Consider the following 17,696-nt stretch of genomic DNA (forward strand, 5'->3'; position numbering starts at 1 on the left):
TGGCAGGCGATGTTGCCCTTACTGGTGCTCTTAGGCCCGACGGCGGCGGGCAAGACGGCGGTGGCCATCCGGGTGGCGAAACTCCTGGGCGGGGAAATCATCTCCGCCGATTCCATGCAGGTGTACCGCCACCTGGACATCGGCACGGCTAAACCTACGGCGGCCGAACGGGAGGGGGTTCCCCATCACCTGCTGGATATCGTCGAGCCGGATGAGGAATTCAATGTGGCCCGTTTTCAAGCCGAGGTGAAACGCATCATCCCTGCCATTGTCGCCCGCGGCCATCTCCCCATGCTGGTGGGAGGAACCGGGCTTTACATCCGGGCCGTAGTGGACAACTACGACTTCAGCCCGGGTGGACCGGATCCCGACCTGAGGCACCGGCTGAAAGAACGGGCGGCGAGAGAGGGGGCGGCCGCCCTGCATGCGGAACTGGCCCGGGTGGACCCGGCGGCGGCGACGCGCATTCAACCCACGGACGTGCGGCGCCTGATCCGGGCGCTGGAGGTCCGTGAGCTTACCGGCCGGCCGATTTCAGAACAGGGAAAGGGTCCGCCGCTCTATCGTTCCTTGCAGATCGGCCTAACGCGCGACCGGGCACGTCTGTATGCGGCCATCGATGCCCGGGTGGATGAAATGATAAAGCGCGGCCTGGTGGAGGAGGCCAGGTGGCTGCTGGCGCAGGGTTATCCGCCGACGCTGCCGGCCTTCCAGGCACTGGGCTATAAGGAGCTGGTTCCTTACCTTAAAGGAGAAGCCACGTTGGCTGAAGCCTGCCGGATCCTCAAGCGCGAGACGCGGCACTTTGCCAAGCGCCAGCTGACCTGGTTTCGGCGCGACAAGCGTATCATCTGGCTGAATAGGGATAGCTTCCCCAGCGAGTCCGCTTTGGCCGAGGAAATTAGCCGCCTGGCAGAAGGAAAACTTCTGACCGATCACGAATAGCTATTTCGGTGGAGTCGGTGTAGAGAAAGAACTGGAGGCGATGAGGATGACAAAACCGCAGCCCAATCTGCAGGACGTGTTTTTGAATCAGGTGCGCAAGGAGAACGTACCCACCACGGTTTATCTGGTGAATGGCTTTCAAATCCGCGGCATGGTACGTGGGTTTGATAACTTCACGGTAGTGCTCGAATCAGATGGCAAGCAGATGCTGGTGTACAAGCATGCCATCTCCACCATAACACCCGTGCGTCCCGTCAACTATAGTGTCCCTCCGGAGCACCCGGCTGAGTAAGCCTCCTGCTTGGTGCTGCCCGGGGAGGGCAGGTTCGTTCGTTTTGGTTCGGCCGGATTATGGCCCTGGACGCGCCGTGGCGCAGCCAGGGCCTGCGTGTTCTTTGACCGGCCTCTTCCTCCCACTCACACCTGGGCCCATCCGGGCGTATATTATAGTGACTCAGGCGGCCGGAGGTGACAGCTGTGATGAAATGGGGGGAGAGGAGGTTACCGCCCCAGGTAGAGCGCATCAGCCTGTTGGTGGAAAAGGGCGAGCTGGCTCCGCCCGCAGCGCTGGCCGGCTTGCGGCAGGTGGATGAACCTCTCTTGACGGCCTCAGCGACGGGCGCACATTCTCCCCTGGCCGAAGCCCTGGCCCAGCTGGACGCGTTGGTCGGGCTCGAAGAGGTTAAGCAGCTCGTTTACGAGATCAAGGCGTTCATTGAAATCCAGCAGCGGCGCCGGCAAGAAGGGCTGGCCACGGAGCCCTTGACCTTGCATATGGTTTTCCGGGGAAATCCCGGCACCGGAAAGACTACGGTGGCGCGCATCCTGGGCACGTTGTTCAAGGAGCTTGGTGTCCTCTCCAAGGGGCACCTGGTTGAGGTGGAACGGGCCGACCTGGTGGGCGAGTATATCGGCCATACGGCGCAAAAAACCCGTGAGCAGATAAAGCGGTCGCTGGGCGGCATCCTGTTTGTTGACGAGGCTTACTCGCTGGCGCGGGGTGGCGATAAAGACTTCGGTAAAGAGTCCATCGATTGCCTGGTCAAAGCCATGGAAGACCACCGCGGTGACCTGGTGCTCATCCTGGCCGGGTACCGGGAGGAGATGGACTACTTCCTGCAGACAAACCCCGGCCTGCGCTCTCGTTTTCCCATTAAGATCGACTTCCCTGACTATTCGCTGAATGAGCTCTTGGAGATTGCCCAGGTTTTTTTAGCGCAAAGGGATTATTACCTGAGCCCCGGGGCTAGGGAAGAACTGCTGCGCCAGCTGCAGGTAACCCATAACTTCCGCCACAGCGGGAACGCGCGCCTGGTGCGCAACATAATCGAGCGCGCCATCCGGCGCCAAGCTGTGCGCCTCGCCGGGCAGAGCAGCTTGAGCCGTGACCAATTGATGGCCATTGAGCGGGTAGACCTGGAAGGGGGGGCGGCGGCGTGAAGGAGTGCCTGGTCATCGGGAAGACCCACGCCGGCAAGACACTGTTCGCCCTCAACTTCGCCCACTACTTGGGAGTGACGAATCTCGAGATCACCTTCCGCCACCCGAACGGCCTGATTGCTAAGAAAACATACAGCCTTGCGGCCGCACGCCGTGAGCTGGTAGGCCCGGCGCCGCATATGACGCGGGCCCTCCAAAGCTTTGTGTTGGATCTGCCGGTGGGTAAAGGGGCAAAGCGTTGCACTTTTACGGATACCAGCGGGCTGATCGACCACATTCATGCCGACGTCGAGGTCCGCCGGGCCATTGCGCAAACCTTGGGGGCCATCCGGGAGGCAGACCTTATCCTGCACCTGGTGGACGCGGCGGCCGTGGGCAGGACAGACGCGCCTTCCGCGCTGGGGGAGGTTGACTACCAGGTGGCGCAGTTCGCGCAGCTGCGCAGTGGGTACGCCGTCTTGGCCAATAAAATGGACCTGCCCGGTGCAGCCGGCGGCCTGGAGAGGCTGAAGCTGGAACTGCCGGGGCACGCCGTCTTCCCGATCTCGGCTCTCTACAAGCGCGGTTTTCGGGAGGTGAAAGGCTTTGTCCAGCGGTATCTTTGAAGCCTGCCGGGATATCCTGGCGCTCTTTAGTGTTGGCCTGGCCATAAAGCTCATGGATGATCACCTGGACCGGGAGGAAGCGGACGGCGCGCGCCTGCCCCTGGCCGCAAGGCTGGGGCGGGGGGTCTGTGCTTACACCGTACTGAGTTATGCCCTGGCGGCCTGGCTCAAGCCTTCCTGGGCCTGGACCCTGTTTCTTGCCAGTTACGCCTGTGGCATGTTGGGAAGCGGTGCCTGGCGTTTGCCCAGCGGGTTGCCGGGCTGGCTCGAGACCGTCCTGGCCTTCGCTTTGGGCGTTACGGCGGCGGGCTGGCGGGAGATGGCTTCTTCCACGGCCTTCGTTATGGGGGTGCAGCTGTGGGACGATGTGGTCGATTTTGCGCGTGACCGCTACCTGACACGTGCCAACCTGGCCCAACGCTGGGGCCGGGTGGAGGCGGCACTGGCGGGTACGGCGTTGCTTTTTATTGCTCTCTTTCTGGCAGCGGCCAAGACGCTGCTGGGACTTTTGGTCCTGCCGTGGGTGCTCTATGTGGCGGCAGCACCGTGGGGAAAGGAGCGTGGGTGAGCATGGGCGGTGCTTGGTCGGGGGTGATCCTTGTCTCTTGGCTGCTACTTTTTCTGGCGGGTTTTGCTTGGGGACGGCGCCGGGGGAGGGCGGAGGGAGAACGCTTGGGTCTCAGGGAAGCGCCGCTGGTGTGGCGCCAGGCATCGCTTTTAGCCGGCCGCTGCCTGATTTGCCAGGCGGAAGTAACCGGGGAAGATTTTCCTTGTTGGCCGAAGGAGGTATAATTGCTTAAGGGATAGCAAGTTGTCAACGCACAAGGAGGAGCAGGTTTGAACAACCCGATCGACGAACTCTACCGGGACCAGTTCGATCGCCGTTTGTTGCAACAGGCGGAGGAAGTGAAGGAAAGCCCGGCTTTCGCACAGGCACGGCGGCGCGTGGAAAGAGTTGTGCAGCGGAATCAACTGCGTGTACTGGCGGCCTTCCGGGAAGCGCAGGTCAGCGAGTTTCATTTTGCGCCCACCACAGGGTACGGTTACGACGACGCCGGGCGGGAGAAGCTGGAGGAAGTCTTCGCCCGAGTGTTCGGTGCCGAAGCTGCGTTGGTGCGCAGCCAGATTGTCTCGGGAACGCACGCCCTAGGCCTTTGCCTTTTCGGCGTTTTGCGCCCGGGAGGAGAACTGCTCTCGGTAACCGGGCGGCCCTATGACACGCTTGGCGCAATCATTCACGGGCCGGCGGGCAGTGGCTCCCTGCGCGACCTGCAGGTAAACTACCGCGAGGTGCCCTGGACAGGGGGCGAAGTCGACCTGGAGGGCATCGAGCGTGCCATTGGCCCCCAGACCAGCGCAGTGCTCATCCAGCGCTCACGCGGCTACAGCCTGCGCCCGGCCTTGAGCGTAAGGCAGATAGGCAGGATCATCCAGACTGTAAAAGCGGTAAAGCCGGACGTCGTCACCATCGTCGACAACTGCTACGGCGAGTTTGTGGAAACCGAGGAGCCACCGGCGGCGGGGGCCGACCTCACCGCTGGTTCCCTCATCAAGAACCCAGGGGGAGGGATAGCTCCCTCGGGTGGGTACGTGGTGGGAAAGAAGAAGTGGGTGGAGCGGGCGGCCGGCCGCTTGACAGTGCCCGGGCTGGGCGGCGAGTGCGGGCCCAGCCTAGGCCTTAACCGTCTACTGTTCCAGGGGTTTTACCTGGCTCCCCTTATGGTGGGGGAAGCCCTGGTGGGTGCAAGCTTTGCCGCCCAGCTTTTTCAGCGCCTCGGTTTTGCCGTCCAGCCGGCCCCGGAAGAGGAGCGCCACGATTTAGTACAGGCCATTTCCCTGGAACGACCGGAACGGCTCCTGGCGTTTTGCCAGGCCATCCAAGAAGCCTCGCCGGTCAACTCCTTTGCCCGTCCCGAGGCCGCGCCGCTGCCGGGTTACGATACGCCGATTATAATGGCGGCGGGAACCTTTGTGCAAGGAGCCTCGTCGGAGCTGTCCGCGGATGCACCCCTGCGTCCGCCGTACACGGTTTTCCTGCAGGGCGGCGTCTCGCGTTACCAGGTGGAATTCGCCGTTCTCCGGGCAGCCCAGGTGTTGCTAGAACGCGGTCTATTGATCTTGTGAGCCGCCGTTTAGGGTTGCTGCTCGCTGCAGCCTATTACCGCATTTGGGCTATTTTGGCGGTGTTTGACGGAGTAACGGTACAGAAGTATAGTAGGGCTGAATCCTCAGGTGCAGCAACCGCACTTAGGAGGGACTTCAGCGTGGCCAGAAAACGAATTGGCATCCCGCGCGCACTCTTTTTTTACTCGTACCTGCCTTTTTGGCAGGCCTTTTGGCGTGCGCTTGGTTGGGAAGTGGTTGTTTCGCCCGTTACCAACAAGGAGATCCTCGACCTGGGTGTGGAAGAGGCGTCCACCGATCTGTGCGTTCCCGTAAAAATCTTGCATGGACATGTGGCTTACTTGGCGCAGCAGGTGGACGCGATTTTCCTCCCGCGCATGGTGAACGTCGGTTCAGGTGCAACCTTTTGCCCCAAGTTCCTGGCCCTGCCGGAAATGGTCAAGTACAGCATGTCCGGGCTTCCTCCCCTGGTGGAAGCGCGACTCGACCTAGGGAAACCCTGGGATCTTTTTAATTTGTGCCGGGAGCTGCAGCGGGAATGGGCACCCGGCGAAGGCTTCTGGGCCGCCTACCAGCATGCCCGCGCCGCACAAAGGACGTTCGAGGGAAAACTTGCCCAGGGCGAACTGGCCGGACCCCTTTTGGCCGCCTTGGTTGGCAATGCCGCCGGTCCGGCGGCGCCGGCCCCGGCGGAGGCACAAGAAGGGCTTATCTCCCGTGAGCTGAAGGTCGCTGTGCTCGGCTATCCTTATGCCGTCCACGATGCGTTTCTCAATGGGGATCTGGTGAAAAAGCTCCAGCACATGGGAGTGAAAGTTTACACCGCCGACATGGTGCCGGCGCAGGCCCGCCGGCGTTACCGCTTGCATAAAGACCTTTTTTGGCATTACAGCAACATGGTCCTGCAGGCGGGAAAGTTCTGGCTGAACGGCGCGCAGGGCATCGCAGGGCTTATTCACGTAACCAACTTTGCCTGTGGGCCGGATGCCATGGTCGGCAAACTGCTGGAGCTGGAGGCCAAGGCGCATGGTATTCCCCTGATGGCCCTTACGCTGGACGAGCAAACCGGCCAGGCCGGCCTGGAGACGCGCGTGGAGGCCTTTGTCGATATGCTGGCAAGGAGGAAGACCCGTGCGCATAACATTTCCCTACATGGGTAGTTCACCGCCCGTTTTCAAACAGCTCTTCCGGGAACTGGGACATGAGGTGGTGGTGCCCCCGCCGCCCAGTAAGCATACGCTGGACCTGGGAACCAAATACGCCCCCGAGTTTGCCTGTATTCCGTTTAAAATTTTGCTGGGGACTTACCTGGAAGCCATCCAGCTGGGAGCGGATACCATCGTCAGCACCGGGGGCGTGGGGCCCTGCCGGGCGGGCTACTATGGCGAACTGCACCGGGGCATCCTGCGTGATCTGGGTTATGATGTGCGCTTGATAATCCTGGAACCGCCTCTGAGACGGCCCGGCGACTTCTTACGGGCGCTGAGCAAAATCATCGGCGGTCCCCGTACCTGGCTGCGTCTGCCCGGCATTCTGCGGCACGTCTGGATGAAGCTCAATGCCATCGACCGGGTGGAGAAGGCAGCTCATCACATCCGCCCTTATGAACTCGTTAAGGGCGAAACCAGTAAGGTCTATGCGGCCTGCCTGGAGCAGTTGGATGCCGCCGCCACCGCTGCGGAAATCCGCGCGGCGGAGAAAGCGGCGCTGGAGCAGCTGGCTGCGGTTCCCCAGGACAGGAGCCGGTGTCCGCTGAAGGTGGGACTGATCGGCGAGATATATGTGGTTCTTGAGCCTTTTGCCAACCACAACGTTCAGGTGGTGTTGGAAGAAATGGGCGTCCTGGCCGAACGGTCGATTTACCTGGCCGAGTGGACGCGGGGCAACGCCATTGTGGCCGGCGAAAAGGACATTAAAGGAGCGGCCCGGCCGTACCTTAGCGAGCTTATCGGCGGGCACGGGGTCAACAGCATCGGGGAGACGGTGCTCTACGCCCGCCAGGGCTTTGACGGTATCATTCAGCTGGCCCCGTTTGCGTGCATCCCTGAGATAGTGGCCAAGAGCCTGCTGCCGCGCGTCAGCCGGGACCTGGGCATTCCCATTCTTACGCTCTTTTTGGACGAACAGACGGGTGAAGCCGGCATCAGGACGCGCCTCGAGGCCTTCGTCGATTTACTCGCACAACGTCGTAAGAAGAAAGAGGGGCAACCGGCGTGGCTGGGTATCTAGGGGTGGATGTGGGTTCGGTGAGCACGAACCTGGTGGTGACCGATGAGCAGGGAGAAATTGTGGCCAGTTTATATATCCGTACGCAGGGGCAGCCGATCAACGCTCTGCAGGAAGGCCTGCAGGAGCTGGAAAAGATGCTGCCGCCGCGTTTTACCATCCTGGGCGCCGGTACCACCGGCAGCGGGCGTACCTTGGCCGGCGTAGTGGTGGGGGCGGATCTGGTGAAGAACGAGATCACCTGTCATGCGGTGGCGGCCGCCCGTCTGGTACCGGACGTACAAACGGTGCTGGAAATCGGGGGGCAGGATTCAAAGATCATTATCCTGCGCGACGGCGTAGTGACGGACTTCGCCATGAACACCGTCTGTGCCGCTGGGACAGGATCTTTCTTGGATCACCAAGCCGAGCGCTTAAACGTTCCCATTGAAGAATTTGGCAATTATGCGCTGCGGGCGAAAAATCCTGTGCGGATCGCCGGGCGTTGCACCGTGTTTGCTGAGTCCGACATGGTCCACAAGCAGCAGCTGGGTCACAGCTTGGAGGACATCATCGCCGGTTTATGTGAAGCCTTGGTGCGTAACTACCTGAACAACGTGGGCAAAGGCAAAGAAATCCTGCCACCCGTTGTTTTCCAGGGCGGCGTGGCGGCCAACGTGGGCATTAAGGCGGCCTTTGAAAAAGCCCTCAATCTTAAGGTGCATGTTCCCAAGAATTACGGGGTGATGGGCGCCTGGGGCGCAGCCCTGCTGGCCCAGGAAAAGACGGCGCTTAAGCCGGAGGCCACGCGCTTTCGTGGCTTCCAGGCGGCACATCTCGAGTACAAGACCTCGAGTTTCGACTGCACGGGGTGTTCAAACCAGTGCGAAGTGGTCAGCATCAGCGTGGAAGGAAAAGTGATTGCCCGCTGGGGCGACCGCTGCGGCCGCTGGGAAAGCATGCTATAAAAAATCCCCCGGCCACGGGGGATGTGCCTGTGAGACTACAACAAGCGGAAGACGCCGATAACCTTGCCCAGGATCTGCACCGAGCGCACCATGATGGGCTCGTATACGCGGTTTTCAGGTTGCAGTCGCACGTAGCCGTTCTCTTTGTAGAAACGCTTAACGGTAGCCTCGTCCCCCAGCAGAGCCACAGCGATTTCACCGTTTTCCACCGCAGGTTGCTGGCGCACGAGGACGAAGTCGCCGTCCAGGATTCCGGCTTCAACCATGCTGTCCCCGCGAACGCGCAACAGGAAAGTTGTGCCGCGCCGGGCCAGGGAGGCGGGTAGGGGGAAAGTACCTTCCCTGTTTTCTTCGGCCAGAAGCGGCTGGCCCGCGGCTACCCGGCCTAAAACAGGTACCTCCACCACGTCCTCGGTAGGCACCGAACGATTAGCGGTGATTTCGATGGCGCGCGGCTTGCTGGAATTGCGCTTCAGGTAACCCTTTGCTTCCAGCTGTTTCAGATGCATGTGCACGGTGGAACTCGATCGCAGCCCCAAGGCCTGTCCGATTTCCCGTACAGCGGGCGGGTAGCCATGGTCTTTTATCCACCGCTGGATAAAGCCGAGCATTTCCGCCTGACGGGGGCTGAGTCCCAGTGCCCGTTTGCGCATACCCTAGCACACCCCCTTCAGCTTAGCACCTTTGCTGACCTCAGTATAACATAGAATATATATTATACAAACACTTGTTCAGCATCGGAACGGATAGCGGCGCCCGGTTATTCCGCCGGCGCAAAACAGGCGAGAAGAAGGAGCGGCTCCGTGCCCGCGTTGCGCAAACCGTGTTCCTCGCCGGGCGGAGTATAAACGCTCATACCGCAGACAAGCTTTACGATCGAGCCATTAACCAGGGCTGAGGCCTCGCCTGCCAGTACGCTGAAAAATTCCAGGGTGGTGTGGGTGTGCGGGGTGATTTCGCCCCCTGGGTTCACCTGTACCAGCATGGTGCGCAGGTTCGGATCAACCTCTGGGCTTAAAAGCGGCTTCACCAGTACGCCCTTATTGGCCTTGTTGGGGTGCGGCTGCCAGCTTTGCTCGGCGGGGGAAAACACCAGGCTTTTCACACAAGAGGCCTCCTTTATCCTTATCTCTGTGTGCGCGTATCGGTTTCTACCGACAGAATTCGGCACTACCAGGCCGTTTTCCTTCGGGGGAGGCCGTTTTTCTTTTTAGCCCCGTTTCGCTGATGCCGGTTTCACGGCCAATATAATTTTTTTTTTTGGCCTCGGTAGCGTGAAGAGAGGTAGTGTGGCTCGCCAGAAGCTCAGCTGTGGGCAGTAATACCGGATGCAAACGCTCAAATATGAGTTGGCCATTTTTAAGACCTGAATCGCGTACTTGAGGTACTCACGACGGCTGCCCAGATACACATCCCCTCGGTATATTTCGTAGTGAGCCCAGACCCCTAAGGCAGCATGGCTTGCCAGCAGCACGTCGGTTCGATTTTAGCTGAACGTCCGATAATATATATTATGTTAAGTAAGAGCCACGAGTCCTCACTTGCCCTCTCTGCGCCGCAAGTTAAAAACCGGTTTTCCAACTTTTCCAACCGGGAACGTTGTAGATCTTTCTTGCTGCCTTGTACCTGCCTTTTGGTATCTACTCTGATTTCTGGGTTTCCCATGCCTGCAGTTTGGCGGCCACCGCTTGGTAAGCCGCGGCGGGGTCAGCCAGGGGCAGCGTCAGGGATTCCATGGGACAAAGGCCGCTTTTCTCCCGGTTCAGGATGTTGGGTACCAGCCGGTCGTAGGCAACAGCCAGCCCCTCGCCTTGCAATACTGCCTGGGCGGGCGCGCTTAAAATGCGGGCGTAGACGGCGGCGAAGCCGGCATAGAGGGCCAGCAGCGCGGCTGCTTTACCCACCACTGTATCGGCCAGAGCAGCGCCGGCAAGTTCCGGCCCCACCTCCTCTATTAAAGAAAAGAGCGGGCGGATGCCGCGCCCTGCCTTGCGCCATACCCGCTCCCCTTTCACCGCCACGAGGGAAGAAGCCGTAAGGAGCGCCCGGGCCCGGTCGAGCTCGTTGTCTGCTGCAGGTTGCACAGGTTGCACCATCCTTTCTTTCGGAACCCAGCGGGTCTGTTGCTTACGAGAAGGGATCGCTTTTTCCCAAAGGCGGGGAAAAAGACTGAGCCGGTCTCGGCGCACCGGACGGCTCCGGGAGATCGGGATCCGGCAGGAAATAGGCGGCCAAAACGAAGCGCGCCTCTAAGACGCCTGCACCCTTGCCCTCGGGGCGAAAGAATTCAAGGGACTTAAGGGCGAGATAGCGTTCCCCGGCCGTAACTTCTGCCAGGTACCCTTTTAGGTTGGCATAGCCGCCGTGTACGATCGCCTCGATCTCCACCTCTTGTGCCGCTCCGCCGGCTGGGGTGGGAGAATGAACGGTGAGCTTAGTTACGCCCACCCCGTTTTCTGCCGCGGCGCGATTAAGCGCGGCGAGAAGGGCGGGCTGTTTTTCTTCCGTGGGCAACGCCCCGAGTGTATGCCTGGTTTTCTTCCTCGCCTGGTCTAGACGCTGCTCGAGGTCGGCCTGCTGCTGGGCCAGCTGGTCCTGCTGCGTCAGGTACGCCTTGGCTTGAACCAGCTCTGCCGACAGGCGCCGCACCGTGAGCCACTCCGAGGCGGTGTAAAGGCCGGTCAGCGCAAGCACGAGGGCGGCACCGCCCAGGAAGCAAAGCTCGCGCCAGCGAATTCCGGCCAAGACCGGGTACTTCATTTGAACCGCGCCTCCCCGCCCAGCTCAAAGTAGTACCGTCCATCTTCCCGCCTCTCCCAGCCTTGCAGGCGCACGCCGGAGCCGAAGGTCGCCTGAACGTTGGCCAGCAAAACAGCAACCTCTTGGGGTTCCAACGTGGTTCCGGTCAGGGAGAGCGCGTTTTTCTCAAGGGAAAGGGAGGCTAAGGTTACTCCGGGCGGCAGGAGGGCTTCAAGGGCCGCCAGGTGTGGGAGCGGGTTTAATCCTTCCTCTTGTTTCTGCAGCAGAAAGGCCTCGCGCTTTTCGGCCCGCTCCGTTTCTGCCTGGAGCTTTTGCCGCGCAGCGGCCAGGGCGCGCAGGGGCGTCAGCTTCCCGGCGAGCGCCTCCTGCTCGCGCCTTAGTTGAGTCGCCTCCTGGTGAAACCGGCCGGCAGGAAGGGCCAGGAGGGCGGCGAGAAGTAAACAGGAGAGAAAAAAGGCGGTGACTTTTCTTCTGCGGCGGCGCTCCGCCACATAGGCCGGCGGAAGGAGATTAAGTCGTGGCGCGGTGTGAGAATGCATGCTTTTCTACCTCACCCAAAGCTAATCCCACTGCGGTGGCCAGGAGATGGCCGGGAACCTGGTGCGAATTGCCTTCCCCCACCGCCTTTTCTCCGGCCACCTGGACAGGGATTCCCAGACCGGCCTCCAGCTGGGCGAGGAAAGCCGTCTCGTGCACCAGCCCGCCGGTGCACAGGCAGGTACCGAAATGTGGGGCACCCCTGTGCTGCTGGAGGAAAAAGTAATCGGCGCTCCGTCGGATCTCCCCCACCACCCTTTCCCAGGCATCCGCGCCGGTACCAAACTCCTTCAGGGTGATGGTGCGCGCAAACTCCAGCCTTCCCTTATTTTGAACGATGATCTTCACGCTGGCCGCTCCCAGGTCTAAAATAAGAAACGGGTCGGCACTGGCGTCTGCTGCGGAGTGGGAACCGATGAAGCGCAGGAGTGCCAGCGGGCCCGGCTCCAGCACCTCCGGCACCAGGCGGGCTGCTGCCAGGGTGCTGAGGAGGGAGGTTACCACAGCTTGGGGAGCGGTCGCCAGGAGCGCCACCGCCTTATCCGGCAGCATTTCCAAAGGCTGGACATCGTATTCCACTGCAGTCGCCGCGTAAGGGACGTACCGTTCCAATTCCCAGCGCAGGGACGTTTTGAGCTGCGCCGGCGAGAGCGGCGGCAGCTCCACCAAACGCAGGAGCAGACCGGAACCGTTCACCGCGCAGGCCACGCGGCGGGCCCGGCAGCCGGCGCGCTGCAGGGCCTTCTGTATGACGCGCCCTAGTTCGGCCGGTTGAAGCACTTGTCCATCGGCCACCGTTCCGGCAGGGGTGGCGATCACGCCGCTCCGCACCAGCTGCGGCTCCCTCCGGCCGCAAGCCACCTCGGCGAACTTTACCGCAGCGCTGCCGATATCGAGACCGAGCACCTGCCCCATCAGGCTTCCCCTTCGCCCTTTTGATGGCGCGGGGCCGCCAGCACCTGGCTGAAGGCGCGCGTCAGCGCAATGGCGATATCGGCGTTATACTGCTGGCTCAGCTGTTCGGCGCGGGCGTAAACCTCCCCCGTTTCGCTGACCACGTAGCGCGGCGGCAGGGCGTTAAGCGCCAGGGCCAGCACGTCGAGCCGGCAGCGTGGGCAGCGGCATGCCTCTGGAAAACGCCGCGCCACTTCAGAAAAATGCGCCGCTACGGCGGCCTCCATACAGTTTACGAGCTGCAATCTCGCTCTCCTCCCTTTTATTGGGTGGTTTCACCGGGTGGTAATGGTGGCGAAGTTCTCATACCAGGTTGACCTTGTAACCACGAACCCAGGCAAGGGCACAGTCAGCGCGCCGGTTGTCGGTTTTACGTAAGTGAAGCTGGAATTCCCGGCGAGGTGCATGGTACCGGCCACCGCTGTGCCCGTCAAGGAAACGCGGCCGGTGAAGGTCAAGCTGCCGGGGGTGTATAAAACAGCGCGGAGATGGTCGTTGCCATGCGCCACGATTCCTTCCCGCGCAGCGAGAAAGAGCACCCCCCCGCCGGCCGCCCTGACATCGCCTCTCAGCGTAAGGGTACCGGCGGCCACTACCGCGGCCCCGGCGGGAAAGGTGCCGGTAACCGTGGCATCGCCCTCGACAAAGGTCAGGCCGGGTGCGGCAGCGGGGCCTTGGACGGTTGTCCCCCCCGGCAACGCAGTTCGAGCCAGGGCCCGGTAAAGTGCGAACCCCTCTTGCGCCGCCCCGCCCCAGGGCGGTGCGATGGGATCCACCTCGGAAAACATGCCGCCCTCCACCCTATCCTCTTTTTTGCTCCAGACCTGCCCGGCTGCGCTGACGCTCCCTGTAACCGCGGCTGAGCCGCGCACGTCGATGTCGCCGTTGGCAAAGACATCCCCGTTTACCGTGACGTTACCGCTTAGGTTTAAGGTACCCTCATCCCCCATGTAGAGGGCGTAGTCAAAGGCCCGGTGCTGCGGGTAGGGTTCGAGGGTAAAGAGCCCGGTGAGGGTTTTCTGGGCGTTGCCGGCCTGCCCCTTGGCCGTAACTCGTACGGTCCGCCGCTGGGGGCCGAAGGCTGCTTCTTCTTCAAACTTGACCGCGTAAGAGCCGGTACTGAGCTCCCCGCTGAAGGAGGAACGGTCGGCGGGGTTAACCAGGAGCCGCGCCTCAGCGGCCGCAAGACCCGCTTCCGCCAGGTAAAAGGCCTGGGCTTCGCGCAGGCGGTTCCCGGCCAGGTGGGCGTTGACGCGGGCCGCCGAGGCCAGGGCCAGCCCCAGGAGGAGCAGGACGCTGGTGAGCACCAGGACCGTGATGAGGCCGGCCCCCCTTTGCGCTTGCTTCTCCATGGGCTCACCCTTTCTTGTTGCGCAGCCACACCTTGGTCGCCACCTCCACCGGTCGCCCCGCCGCTCGCGCCACCAAGCGTACGGCCACCACCCGGCCGTTTTCCGCCAGGGAGCACGTAAACGCGGCTATACCTTCCGCCACCGGGTTATGCGAGCCGTGGAGGGAGCGCTGCAACTGGTCCCCCACCAAGGTGTAGGTCACCTCCTCCCAGTGGGGCCGAAGGTAGCTTTCTACAGGACGTTGCACCTGGGGTACCTCAAGGTAAATCTTCGTGCCATCGCCTGCCAGGGTCACCGCGCGCGCCGCTTTAAGGTCGCGTTCCAGCCAGCTCAGCGCCACCCAGGCGCTCTGAAGCGCGTCGCTTTGCAGGTTTTCATTGTGCACCGCCTTAAGCTGCGCCTGAAAGAGGCTGGCTAAGCCGGTCATGAGGAGGGCCGTCAAGGAAACCGCCACCAGCACTTCCACCAGGGTAAAACCGGCCCTCCCGCCGGCGGCCTTACTCTGCCGGCAGCGCCAGGGTAACCAGTTCAATCCTTTTTTCATTTCCACCCTGCTCCCACTTGACGCTGACCTTGATCTCGCGCACGCCGCCGGGCCGGGGGGTTATGGCCACGGCGCGCTCAAAGAGCGGATCCGTCGGCACCGGCGCGAAATCCTCATCCTGCCAGGCCGCCGGGCCGAGCGCCAGAAGTTCTTCCAGACGGCTGGCGGCTAAGGATACGGCCCGGGCAGTATCCTCAGCCCCGGCGGTGGTTCGGCGGCTGGTGAGGGTAAGGGCCGTGAGCGGGGTAAGAACCAGCGCCAGGACCGCGACCGCGAGCAGTACTTCCACCAGGATGGCCCCACTTTTGTGCCGCCCTACCCTGGCCATTCTTTCTTCAACCACCTAATCCCTGCACCACCCGTACCCGACCTGTGGCCACCATGACTTTGACGGTAAGCAGGCCCCCCTGCTTATTTTGCAGCGGTATACTGGCCCCCGTATTGGGAGAGCCGCTGGGGTAAAACAAGAGCGGCGTCTTAGGTTGCAGGTAGTTGTTGGCGATGCTGATGCCTTCCGGCAGCCGGTGGAAGACGCCCTTTTCGCCGAAAGGCCCGGCCCTGTAGCCGTCGCGGCCATGGTCCAGCGAGTAAATGAACTGTATGTAGTACGCCCGCTCCTCCACCACAGCGCGGTTTTGCAGCTCGCGCAGGGTGCCGGCCAGCTCACGCGCCGCCTGCTGCAGGCTGAAAAAAGTCAAGAGCCTGCTTCCCTGCGGGACGGCCGCCAGAGACAAAACGCCGATCAGCGCCAGTACGAAAAGCAGCTCCACCAGCGTGAAACCCGCGTTACCCCGCCTGCGCATGGCCTACCTCCACACGTACCGAAAGTAAAGCTCCAGCAGCTCCGTACCCCACAGAGCGGCGCCCAGGCCGCCCGCCACCAGGAAAGGGCCGAAAGGGACGGCATCGGATCTTCTTTTCTTTTTCGCGAGAATAAGCCCGATTCCTGCCGCCGCGCCCAGAAAGAAGGCGAGAAAGAGCGCGGGCAAGACATTGGGCCAGCCAAGAAAGGCGCCCAGGGCGAGACCCAGCTTCACATCCCCGCCCCCCATGCCGCCGCGGCTGGCCCAGGCAATAAAAAGCAGCAGGGCGCAGCCCGCCAGCGCTCCCAGGAGGTAGGCCGGGCGCGGCCCGGGCGGTAAAAGCAAGGCGAGGGCCGCTCCACCGAGGGTGAAGGCGTCCGGGAGTACCAGGGTGTCAAGGTCGATGAGAGAGGCAGTGATAAAGAGGCTGCCCAGGGCCAGGGTGCGCAGGAGCTGCCACGTCGGGGCAAGCAGAAGCCCGGCGGCGACAAAAAACGCCCCGGTGCAGAGCTCCACTGCCGGGTAACGCGGCGAGATAGGAGCGCGACAAAAGCGGCAGCGCCCTCTAAGCCAGAGAAAACTCAGGACCGGTACTAGGTCCCAAGCCGCCAGGGTATGCCCGCATTTAGGACAGCGCGACCGCGGCCTAAGGAGCGACTCCCCCCGCGGCAGGCGGTGGGCCACCACGTTGAGGAAACTCCCTACCGTAAGGCCGAGGAGGGCGAGCAAGAAACTCAAGGGCGGTACAGGTAAGGCCATGTTTATTTCCTCGGTGTGCATTCGGTGCAGCCGGGACTCCATGAAGAGCTTAGTTGCCGCTTCCGCCTTCACTGGAATCTTCGCCCCACGTTTCAGAGCTTTGGGTTACTTCGTACTCATGGTGTTCGCAGGTCAGTGTGAAGGTTTTGTCATCTTTGCTTTCGTACTCATATTGCTTCTTCCCTGCCGGGCACTGCGGAATGCCTTTGAGATACCGATCTGTGAGATCATCCAAGTGGTCGGTAGAGGGGTACTTCTGATTGTCTAAATAATAAGATTCGAGCGCCGTTTCAATCTGCTTCATATTCGCCTTGCAGGCCGTGGCCTTGGCTTCGTCGCTGCGGCCTGCGACCTGCGGCACCGCGATCCCGGCCAGCACGCCGATGATGAGGACGACGATCAGGAGCTCGATCAGGGTGAAGCCGCCCTGGTTCTTCAGCAGTCTGCGCACCTTTTTCACCTCCTTTCGCGGGGATACTCGCGGCAACGGTCAGGTGACCATGGCCAGCGACGACAGCAGCGGGAGCATAAGCGCGAGAACGATAAAGCCGACAATGCCGCCGACGAATAGGATCAGGGCCGGCTCGGCCACCGCGGTGAGCACGGCCAGGTAGTGGTCGAGCTCGCGCTCGTAGAACGCTCCTACCTCCGCCAACATCTCTTCCAGATTACCGGCTTCCTCCCCCACCCGCACCATCTGTACCAGGGGCCCGGGGAAGATCCGGCTCTGTGCGAACAGGTCGGCCAGCGTCCCACCGCGCTGAATGCCGGCTTGGATGCGCTCAAGTTCGCTCACAAAGACATGGTTAAGGGCGGTTCGTTTCACCAGATCCAGCGCTGCCACCAGGGGAATGCCGCTTCGGAGGGCGAGACTCAGGCTGCGGCAGAAGCGGGCCAGGTGGGCGCGGAGCAGAAGGGGGCCGATGAGCGGGAGCTTCAGCACCCGGCCGTCGCGCCACCTGGAGCCGCGCCGGGTCGCCAGGAGAATGGAGGCCAAAGCGGTCAAAATGCCGCCGGCCAGGAGCAGCCGGAGCTGCCGCCGGGGCTCCCCCAGGGCTAAAAGAAGACGGGTGGGTGCGGGCAGTGCCGCCTGGACGTCGCCCAAGAGGCTCAGAAACTGGGGCAGGACCAGCCGCACCATGAGCAGAGAAACTGCGACGGCCAAACAGAGGACAAAGACCGGGTAGGCGGCGGCGCTCCCGAGTTTCTCCCGGAGGCGGGCTTCGCGCTCATAGTTGGCCGCCAGCCGGTCGTAAACTTCGTCCAGGTTGCCTGTGGCCTCGGCCGCTTCTGTCATGTGAACGAGGAGCGGCGGAAAAAGGCGGCCCTGGCTCTTGAGGGCCTGGCTGAGGGACCGCCCGCGGGCGATCTCCTGCCGGAGCGAGCGACAGGCATCCCGCAGGACCGGGCTGGCGGCTTCTCGTGCGAGGAGGTTCAGGCAGGCGAGCAGCGGTAACCCGGCGCGAAACAGCGAACTGAACTGGCGCAGGAAGACGACCAGGGTCTTAAGAGGCACGCCGCGCCGGGCCGGGTGCCAGCGGGCCGGGGTACGCTGCCGCGTCTTACGGACTGCTTCAATGTTCACCACAAAGAGCCCCTGGTTGTGCAGCTCTGTTACCGCCTCCGCCACCGTTTCCACGGCCAGATCGCCCTGCACGAGCTTCCCGGTGGCCGTACACGCCTGGTAGCGCACGTGCATC

General features: G+C 62.1%; 23 protein-coding genes. 9 read left to right on the plus strand and 14 right to left on the minus strand.

Translation table 11 applies throughout. The features are described from left to right. The first annotated feature begins 9 nt into the window (after positions 1-9). From miaA to K5554_RS09145, 9 genes are all read left to right on the plus strand, one after another. Positions 10-945 carry a tRNA (adenosine(37)-N6)-dimethylallyltransferase MiaA gene (miaA, locus tag K5554_RS09105; RefSeq protein WP_221038189.1) on the plus strand — a complete coding sequence of 312 codons (936 nt, stop codon included), beginning with the start codon at positions 10-12 and terminating at the stop codon, positions 943-945. Positions 946-991: 46 nt separating this feature from the next. Then, entirely contained in the window at positions 992-1,237 is a 246-nt protein-coding gene (gene hfq / locus K5554_RS09110; protein ID WP_221038190.1) for an RNA chaperone Hfq, read from the plus strand. Between the two features lie 188 nt (positions 1,238-1,425). Continuing rightward, positions 1,426-2,385 carry an AAA family ATPase gene (locus tag K5554_RS09115; RefSeq protein WP_221040572.1) on the plus strand — a complete coding sequence of 320 codons (960 nt, stop codon included), beginning with the start codon at positions 1,426-1,428 and terminating at the stop codon, positions 2,383-2,385. Further along, positions 2,382-2,990: a GTPase gene (locus K5554_RS09120; protein ID WP_221038191.1), complete on the plus strand. Its 609-nt coding sequence runs from the start codon at positions 2,382-2,384 to the stop codon at positions 2,988-2,990. The genes K5554_RS09115 and K5554_RS09120 overlap by 4 nt, the downstream gene beginning before the upstream one ends. Further along, positions 2,971-3,558: a hypothetical protein gene (locus K5554_RS09125; RefSeq protein WP_221038192.1), complete on the plus strand. Its 588-nt coding sequence runs from the start codon at positions 2,971-2,973 to the stop codon at positions 3,556-3,558. Before K5554_RS09120 ends, K5554_RS09125 begins: the two co-directional genes overlap by 20 nt. A 269-nt stretch (positions 3,559-3,827) precedes the next feature. Beyond that, the gene (locus K5554_RS09130; RefSeq protein WP_221038193.1) at positions 3,828-5,114 is read left to right on the plus strand and encodes a methionine gamma-lyase family protein; all 1,287 of its coding nucleotides are present in this window, start codon (positions 3,828-3,830) and stop codon (positions 5,112-5,114) included. A gap of 140 nt (positions 5,115-5,254) precedes the next feature. Beyond that, a complete protein-coding gene (locus K5554_RS09135; protein ID WP_221038194.1) occupies positions 5,255-6,274 on the plus strand; it encodes an acyl-CoA dehydratase activase-related protein in 1,020 nt (339 codons plus the stop codon). Continuing rightward, positions 6,246-7,343: an acyl-CoA dehydratase activase-related protein gene (locus K5554_RS09140; RefSeq protein ID WP_255565349.1), complete on the plus strand. Its 1,098-nt coding sequence runs from the start codon at positions 6,246-6,248 to the stop codon at positions 7,341-7,343. The genes K5554_RS09135 and K5554_RS09140 overlap by 29 nt, the downstream gene beginning before the upstream one ends. Next, positions 7,328-8,287 (plus strand): acyl-CoA dehydratase activase, encoded by a 960-nt coding sequence (locus tag K5554_RS09145; protein WP_221038195.1) that lies wholly within the window; start codon positions 7,328-7,330, stop codon positions 8,285-8,287. Before K5554_RS09140 ends, K5554_RS09145 begins: the two co-directional genes overlap by 16 nt. 35 nt (positions 8,288-8,322) lie before the next feature. On the opposite strand, the gene lexA is transcribed toward K5554_RS09145, so the two are convergent. The 14 genes from lexA to K5554_RS09215 form a co-directional block, all read right to left on the minus strand. After that, complete coding sequence (gene lexA, locus K5554_RS09150) at positions 8,323-8,940, minus strand: transcriptional repressor LexA (RefSeq protein ID WP_221038196.1); 618 nt, start codon at positions 8,938-8,940, stop codon at positions 8,323-8,325. A gap of 107 nt (positions 8,941-9,047) precedes the next feature. Next, positions 9,048-9,392, minus strand: coding sequence for a cupin domain-containing protein (locus K5554_RS09155; protein WP_221038197.1), 345 nt, complete (start codon positions 9,390-9,392; stop codon positions 9,048-9,050). A 535-nt stretch (positions 9,393-9,927) separates the two neighbouring features. Next, positions 9,928-10,371, minus strand: coding sequence for a DUF1893 domain-containing protein (locus K5554_RS09160; RefSeq protein WP_221038198.1), 444 nt, complete (start codon positions 10,369-10,371; stop codon positions 9,928-9,930). A 43-nt stretch (positions 10,372-10,414) separates the two neighbouring features. Next, entirely contained in the window at positions 10,415-11,047 is a 633-nt protein-coding gene (pilO, locus tag K5554_RS09165; RefSeq protein WP_221038199.1) for a type 4a pilus biogenesis protein PilO, read from the minus strand. Beyond that, positions 11,044-11,586, minus strand: a complete 543-nt coding sequence (locus K5554_RS09170) for a PilN domain-containing protein (protein ID WP_221038200.1) — start codon at positions 11,584-11,586, stop codon at positions 11,044-11,046. Before K5554_RS09170 ends, pilO begins: the two co-directional genes overlap by 4 nt. After that, positions 11,558-12,499: a type IV pilus biogenesis protein PilM gene (gene pilM / locus K5554_RS09175; RefSeq protein WP_221038201.1), complete on the minus strand. Its 942-nt coding sequence runs from the start codon at positions 12,497-12,499 to the stop codon at positions 11,558-11,560. The genes K5554_RS09170 and pilM overlap by 29 nt, the downstream gene beginning before the upstream one ends. Beyond that, positions 12,499-12,783, minus strand: coding sequence for a late competence development ComFB family protein (locus tag K5554_RS09180; protein ID WP_255565350.1), 285 nt, complete (start codon positions 12,781-12,783; stop codon positions 12,499-12,501). Before K5554_RS09180 ends, pilM begins: the two co-directional genes overlap by 1 nt. A 30-nt stretch (positions 12,784-12,813) precedes the next feature. Next, positions 12,814-13,890, minus strand: a complete 1,077-nt coding sequence (locus K5554_RS09185) for a hypothetical protein (protein ID WP_221038202.1) — start codon at positions 13,888-13,890, stop codon at positions 12,814-12,816. Positions 13,891-13,894: 4 nt separating this feature from the next. Beyond that, a complete protein-coding gene (locus K5554_RS09190) occupies positions 13,895-14,434 on the minus strand; it encodes a type II secretion system protein J (protein ID WP_221038203.1) in 540 nt (179 codons plus the stop codon). Beyond that, the gene (locus tag K5554_RS09195) at positions 14,388-14,762 is read right to left on the minus strand and encodes a hypothetical protein (protein ID WP_221038204.1); all 375 of its coding nucleotides are present in this window, start codon (positions 14,760-14,762) and stop codon (positions 14,388-14,390) included. Before K5554_RS09195 ends, K5554_RS09190 begins: the two co-directional genes overlap by 47 nt. Before the next feature lie 7 nt (positions 14,763-14,769). Continuing rightward, entirely contained in the window at positions 14,770-15,237 is a 468-nt protein-coding gene (locus K5554_RS09200) for a prepilin-type N-terminal cleavage/methylation domain-containing protein (protein WP_221038205.1), read from the minus strand. 3 nt (positions 15,238-15,240) lie between these two features. After that, entirely contained in the window at positions 15,241-16,068 is an 828-nt protein-coding gene (locus K5554_RS09205) for an A24 family peptidase (protein WP_255565351.1), read from the minus strand. After that, positions 16,046-16,447, minus strand: coding sequence for a competence type IV pilus major pilin ComGC (locus tag K5554_RS09210; protein ID WP_305038854.1), 402 nt, complete (start codon positions 16,445-16,447; stop codon positions 16,046-16,048). Before K5554_RS09210 ends, K5554_RS09205 begins: the two co-directional genes overlap by 23 nt. A 39-nt stretch (positions 16,448-16,486) precedes the next feature. Beyond that, positions 16,487-17,695 (minus strand): type II secretion system F family protein, encoded by a 1,209-nt coding sequence (locus tag K5554_RS09215; protein WP_221038206.1) that lies wholly within the window; start codon positions 17,693-17,695, stop codon positions 16,487-16,489. Position 17,696 lies beyond the last annotated feature (1 nt).

This window comes from Gelria sp. Kuro-4, from assembly GCF_019668485.1.
GTDB lineage: Bacteria > Bacillota > DTU030 > DUMP01 > DUMP01 > DUMP01.

Excerpts from the sequence above, each read along its gene's own strand:
- K5554_RS09195 (WP_221038204.1), bottom strand. The coding sequence starts at position 14,762 with ATGGCCAGGGTAGGGCGGCACAAAAGTGGGGCCATCCTGGTGGAAGTA.
- K5554_RS09215 (WP_221038206.1), bottom strand. The coding sequence starts at position 17,695 with ATGCACGTGCGCTACCAGGCGTGTACGGCCACCGGGAAGCTCGTGCAG.
- miaA (WP_221038189.1), top strand. The coding sequence starts at position 10 with ATGTTGCCCTTACTGGTGCTCTTAGGCCCGACGGCGGCGGGCAAGACG.
- K5554_RS09200 (WP_221038205.1), bottom strand. The coding sequence starts at position 15,237 with ATGCGCAGGCGGGGTAACGCGGGTTTCACGCTGGTGGAGCTGCTTTTC.
- K5554_RS09185 (WP_221038202.1), bottom strand. The coding sequence starts at position 13,890 with ATGGAGAAGCAAGCGCAAAGGGGGGCCGGCCTCATCACGGTCCTGGTG.
- pilO (WP_221038199.1), bottom strand. The coding sequence starts at position 11,047 with ATGAAGTACCCGGTCTTGGCCGGAATTCGCTGGCGCGAGCTTTGCTTC.
- K5554_RS09190 (WP_221038203.1), bottom strand. The coding sequence starts at position 14,434 with ATGAAAAAAGGATTGAACTGGTTACCCTGGCGCTGCCGGCAGAGTAAG.
- K5554_RS09115 (WP_221040572.1), top strand. The coding sequence starts at position 1,426 with ATGAAATGGGGGGAGAGGAGGTTACCGCCCCAGGTAGAGCGCATCAGC.
- pilM (WP_221038201.1), bottom strand. The coding sequence starts at position 12,499 with ATGGGGCAGGTGCTCGGTCTCGATATCGGCAGCGCTGCGGTAAAGTTC.
- K5554_RS09170 (WP_221038200.1), bottom strand. The coding sequence starts at position 11,586 with ATGCATTCTCACACCGCGCCACGACTTAATCTCCTTCCGCCGGCCTAT.
- lexA (WP_221038196.1), bottom strand. The coding sequence starts at position 8,940 with ATGCGCAAACGGGCACTGGGACTCAGCCCCCGTCAGGCGGAAATGCTC.
- hfq (WP_221038190.1), top strand. The coding sequence starts at position 992 with ATGACAAAACCGCAGCCCAATCTGCAGGACGTGTTTTTGAATCAGGTG.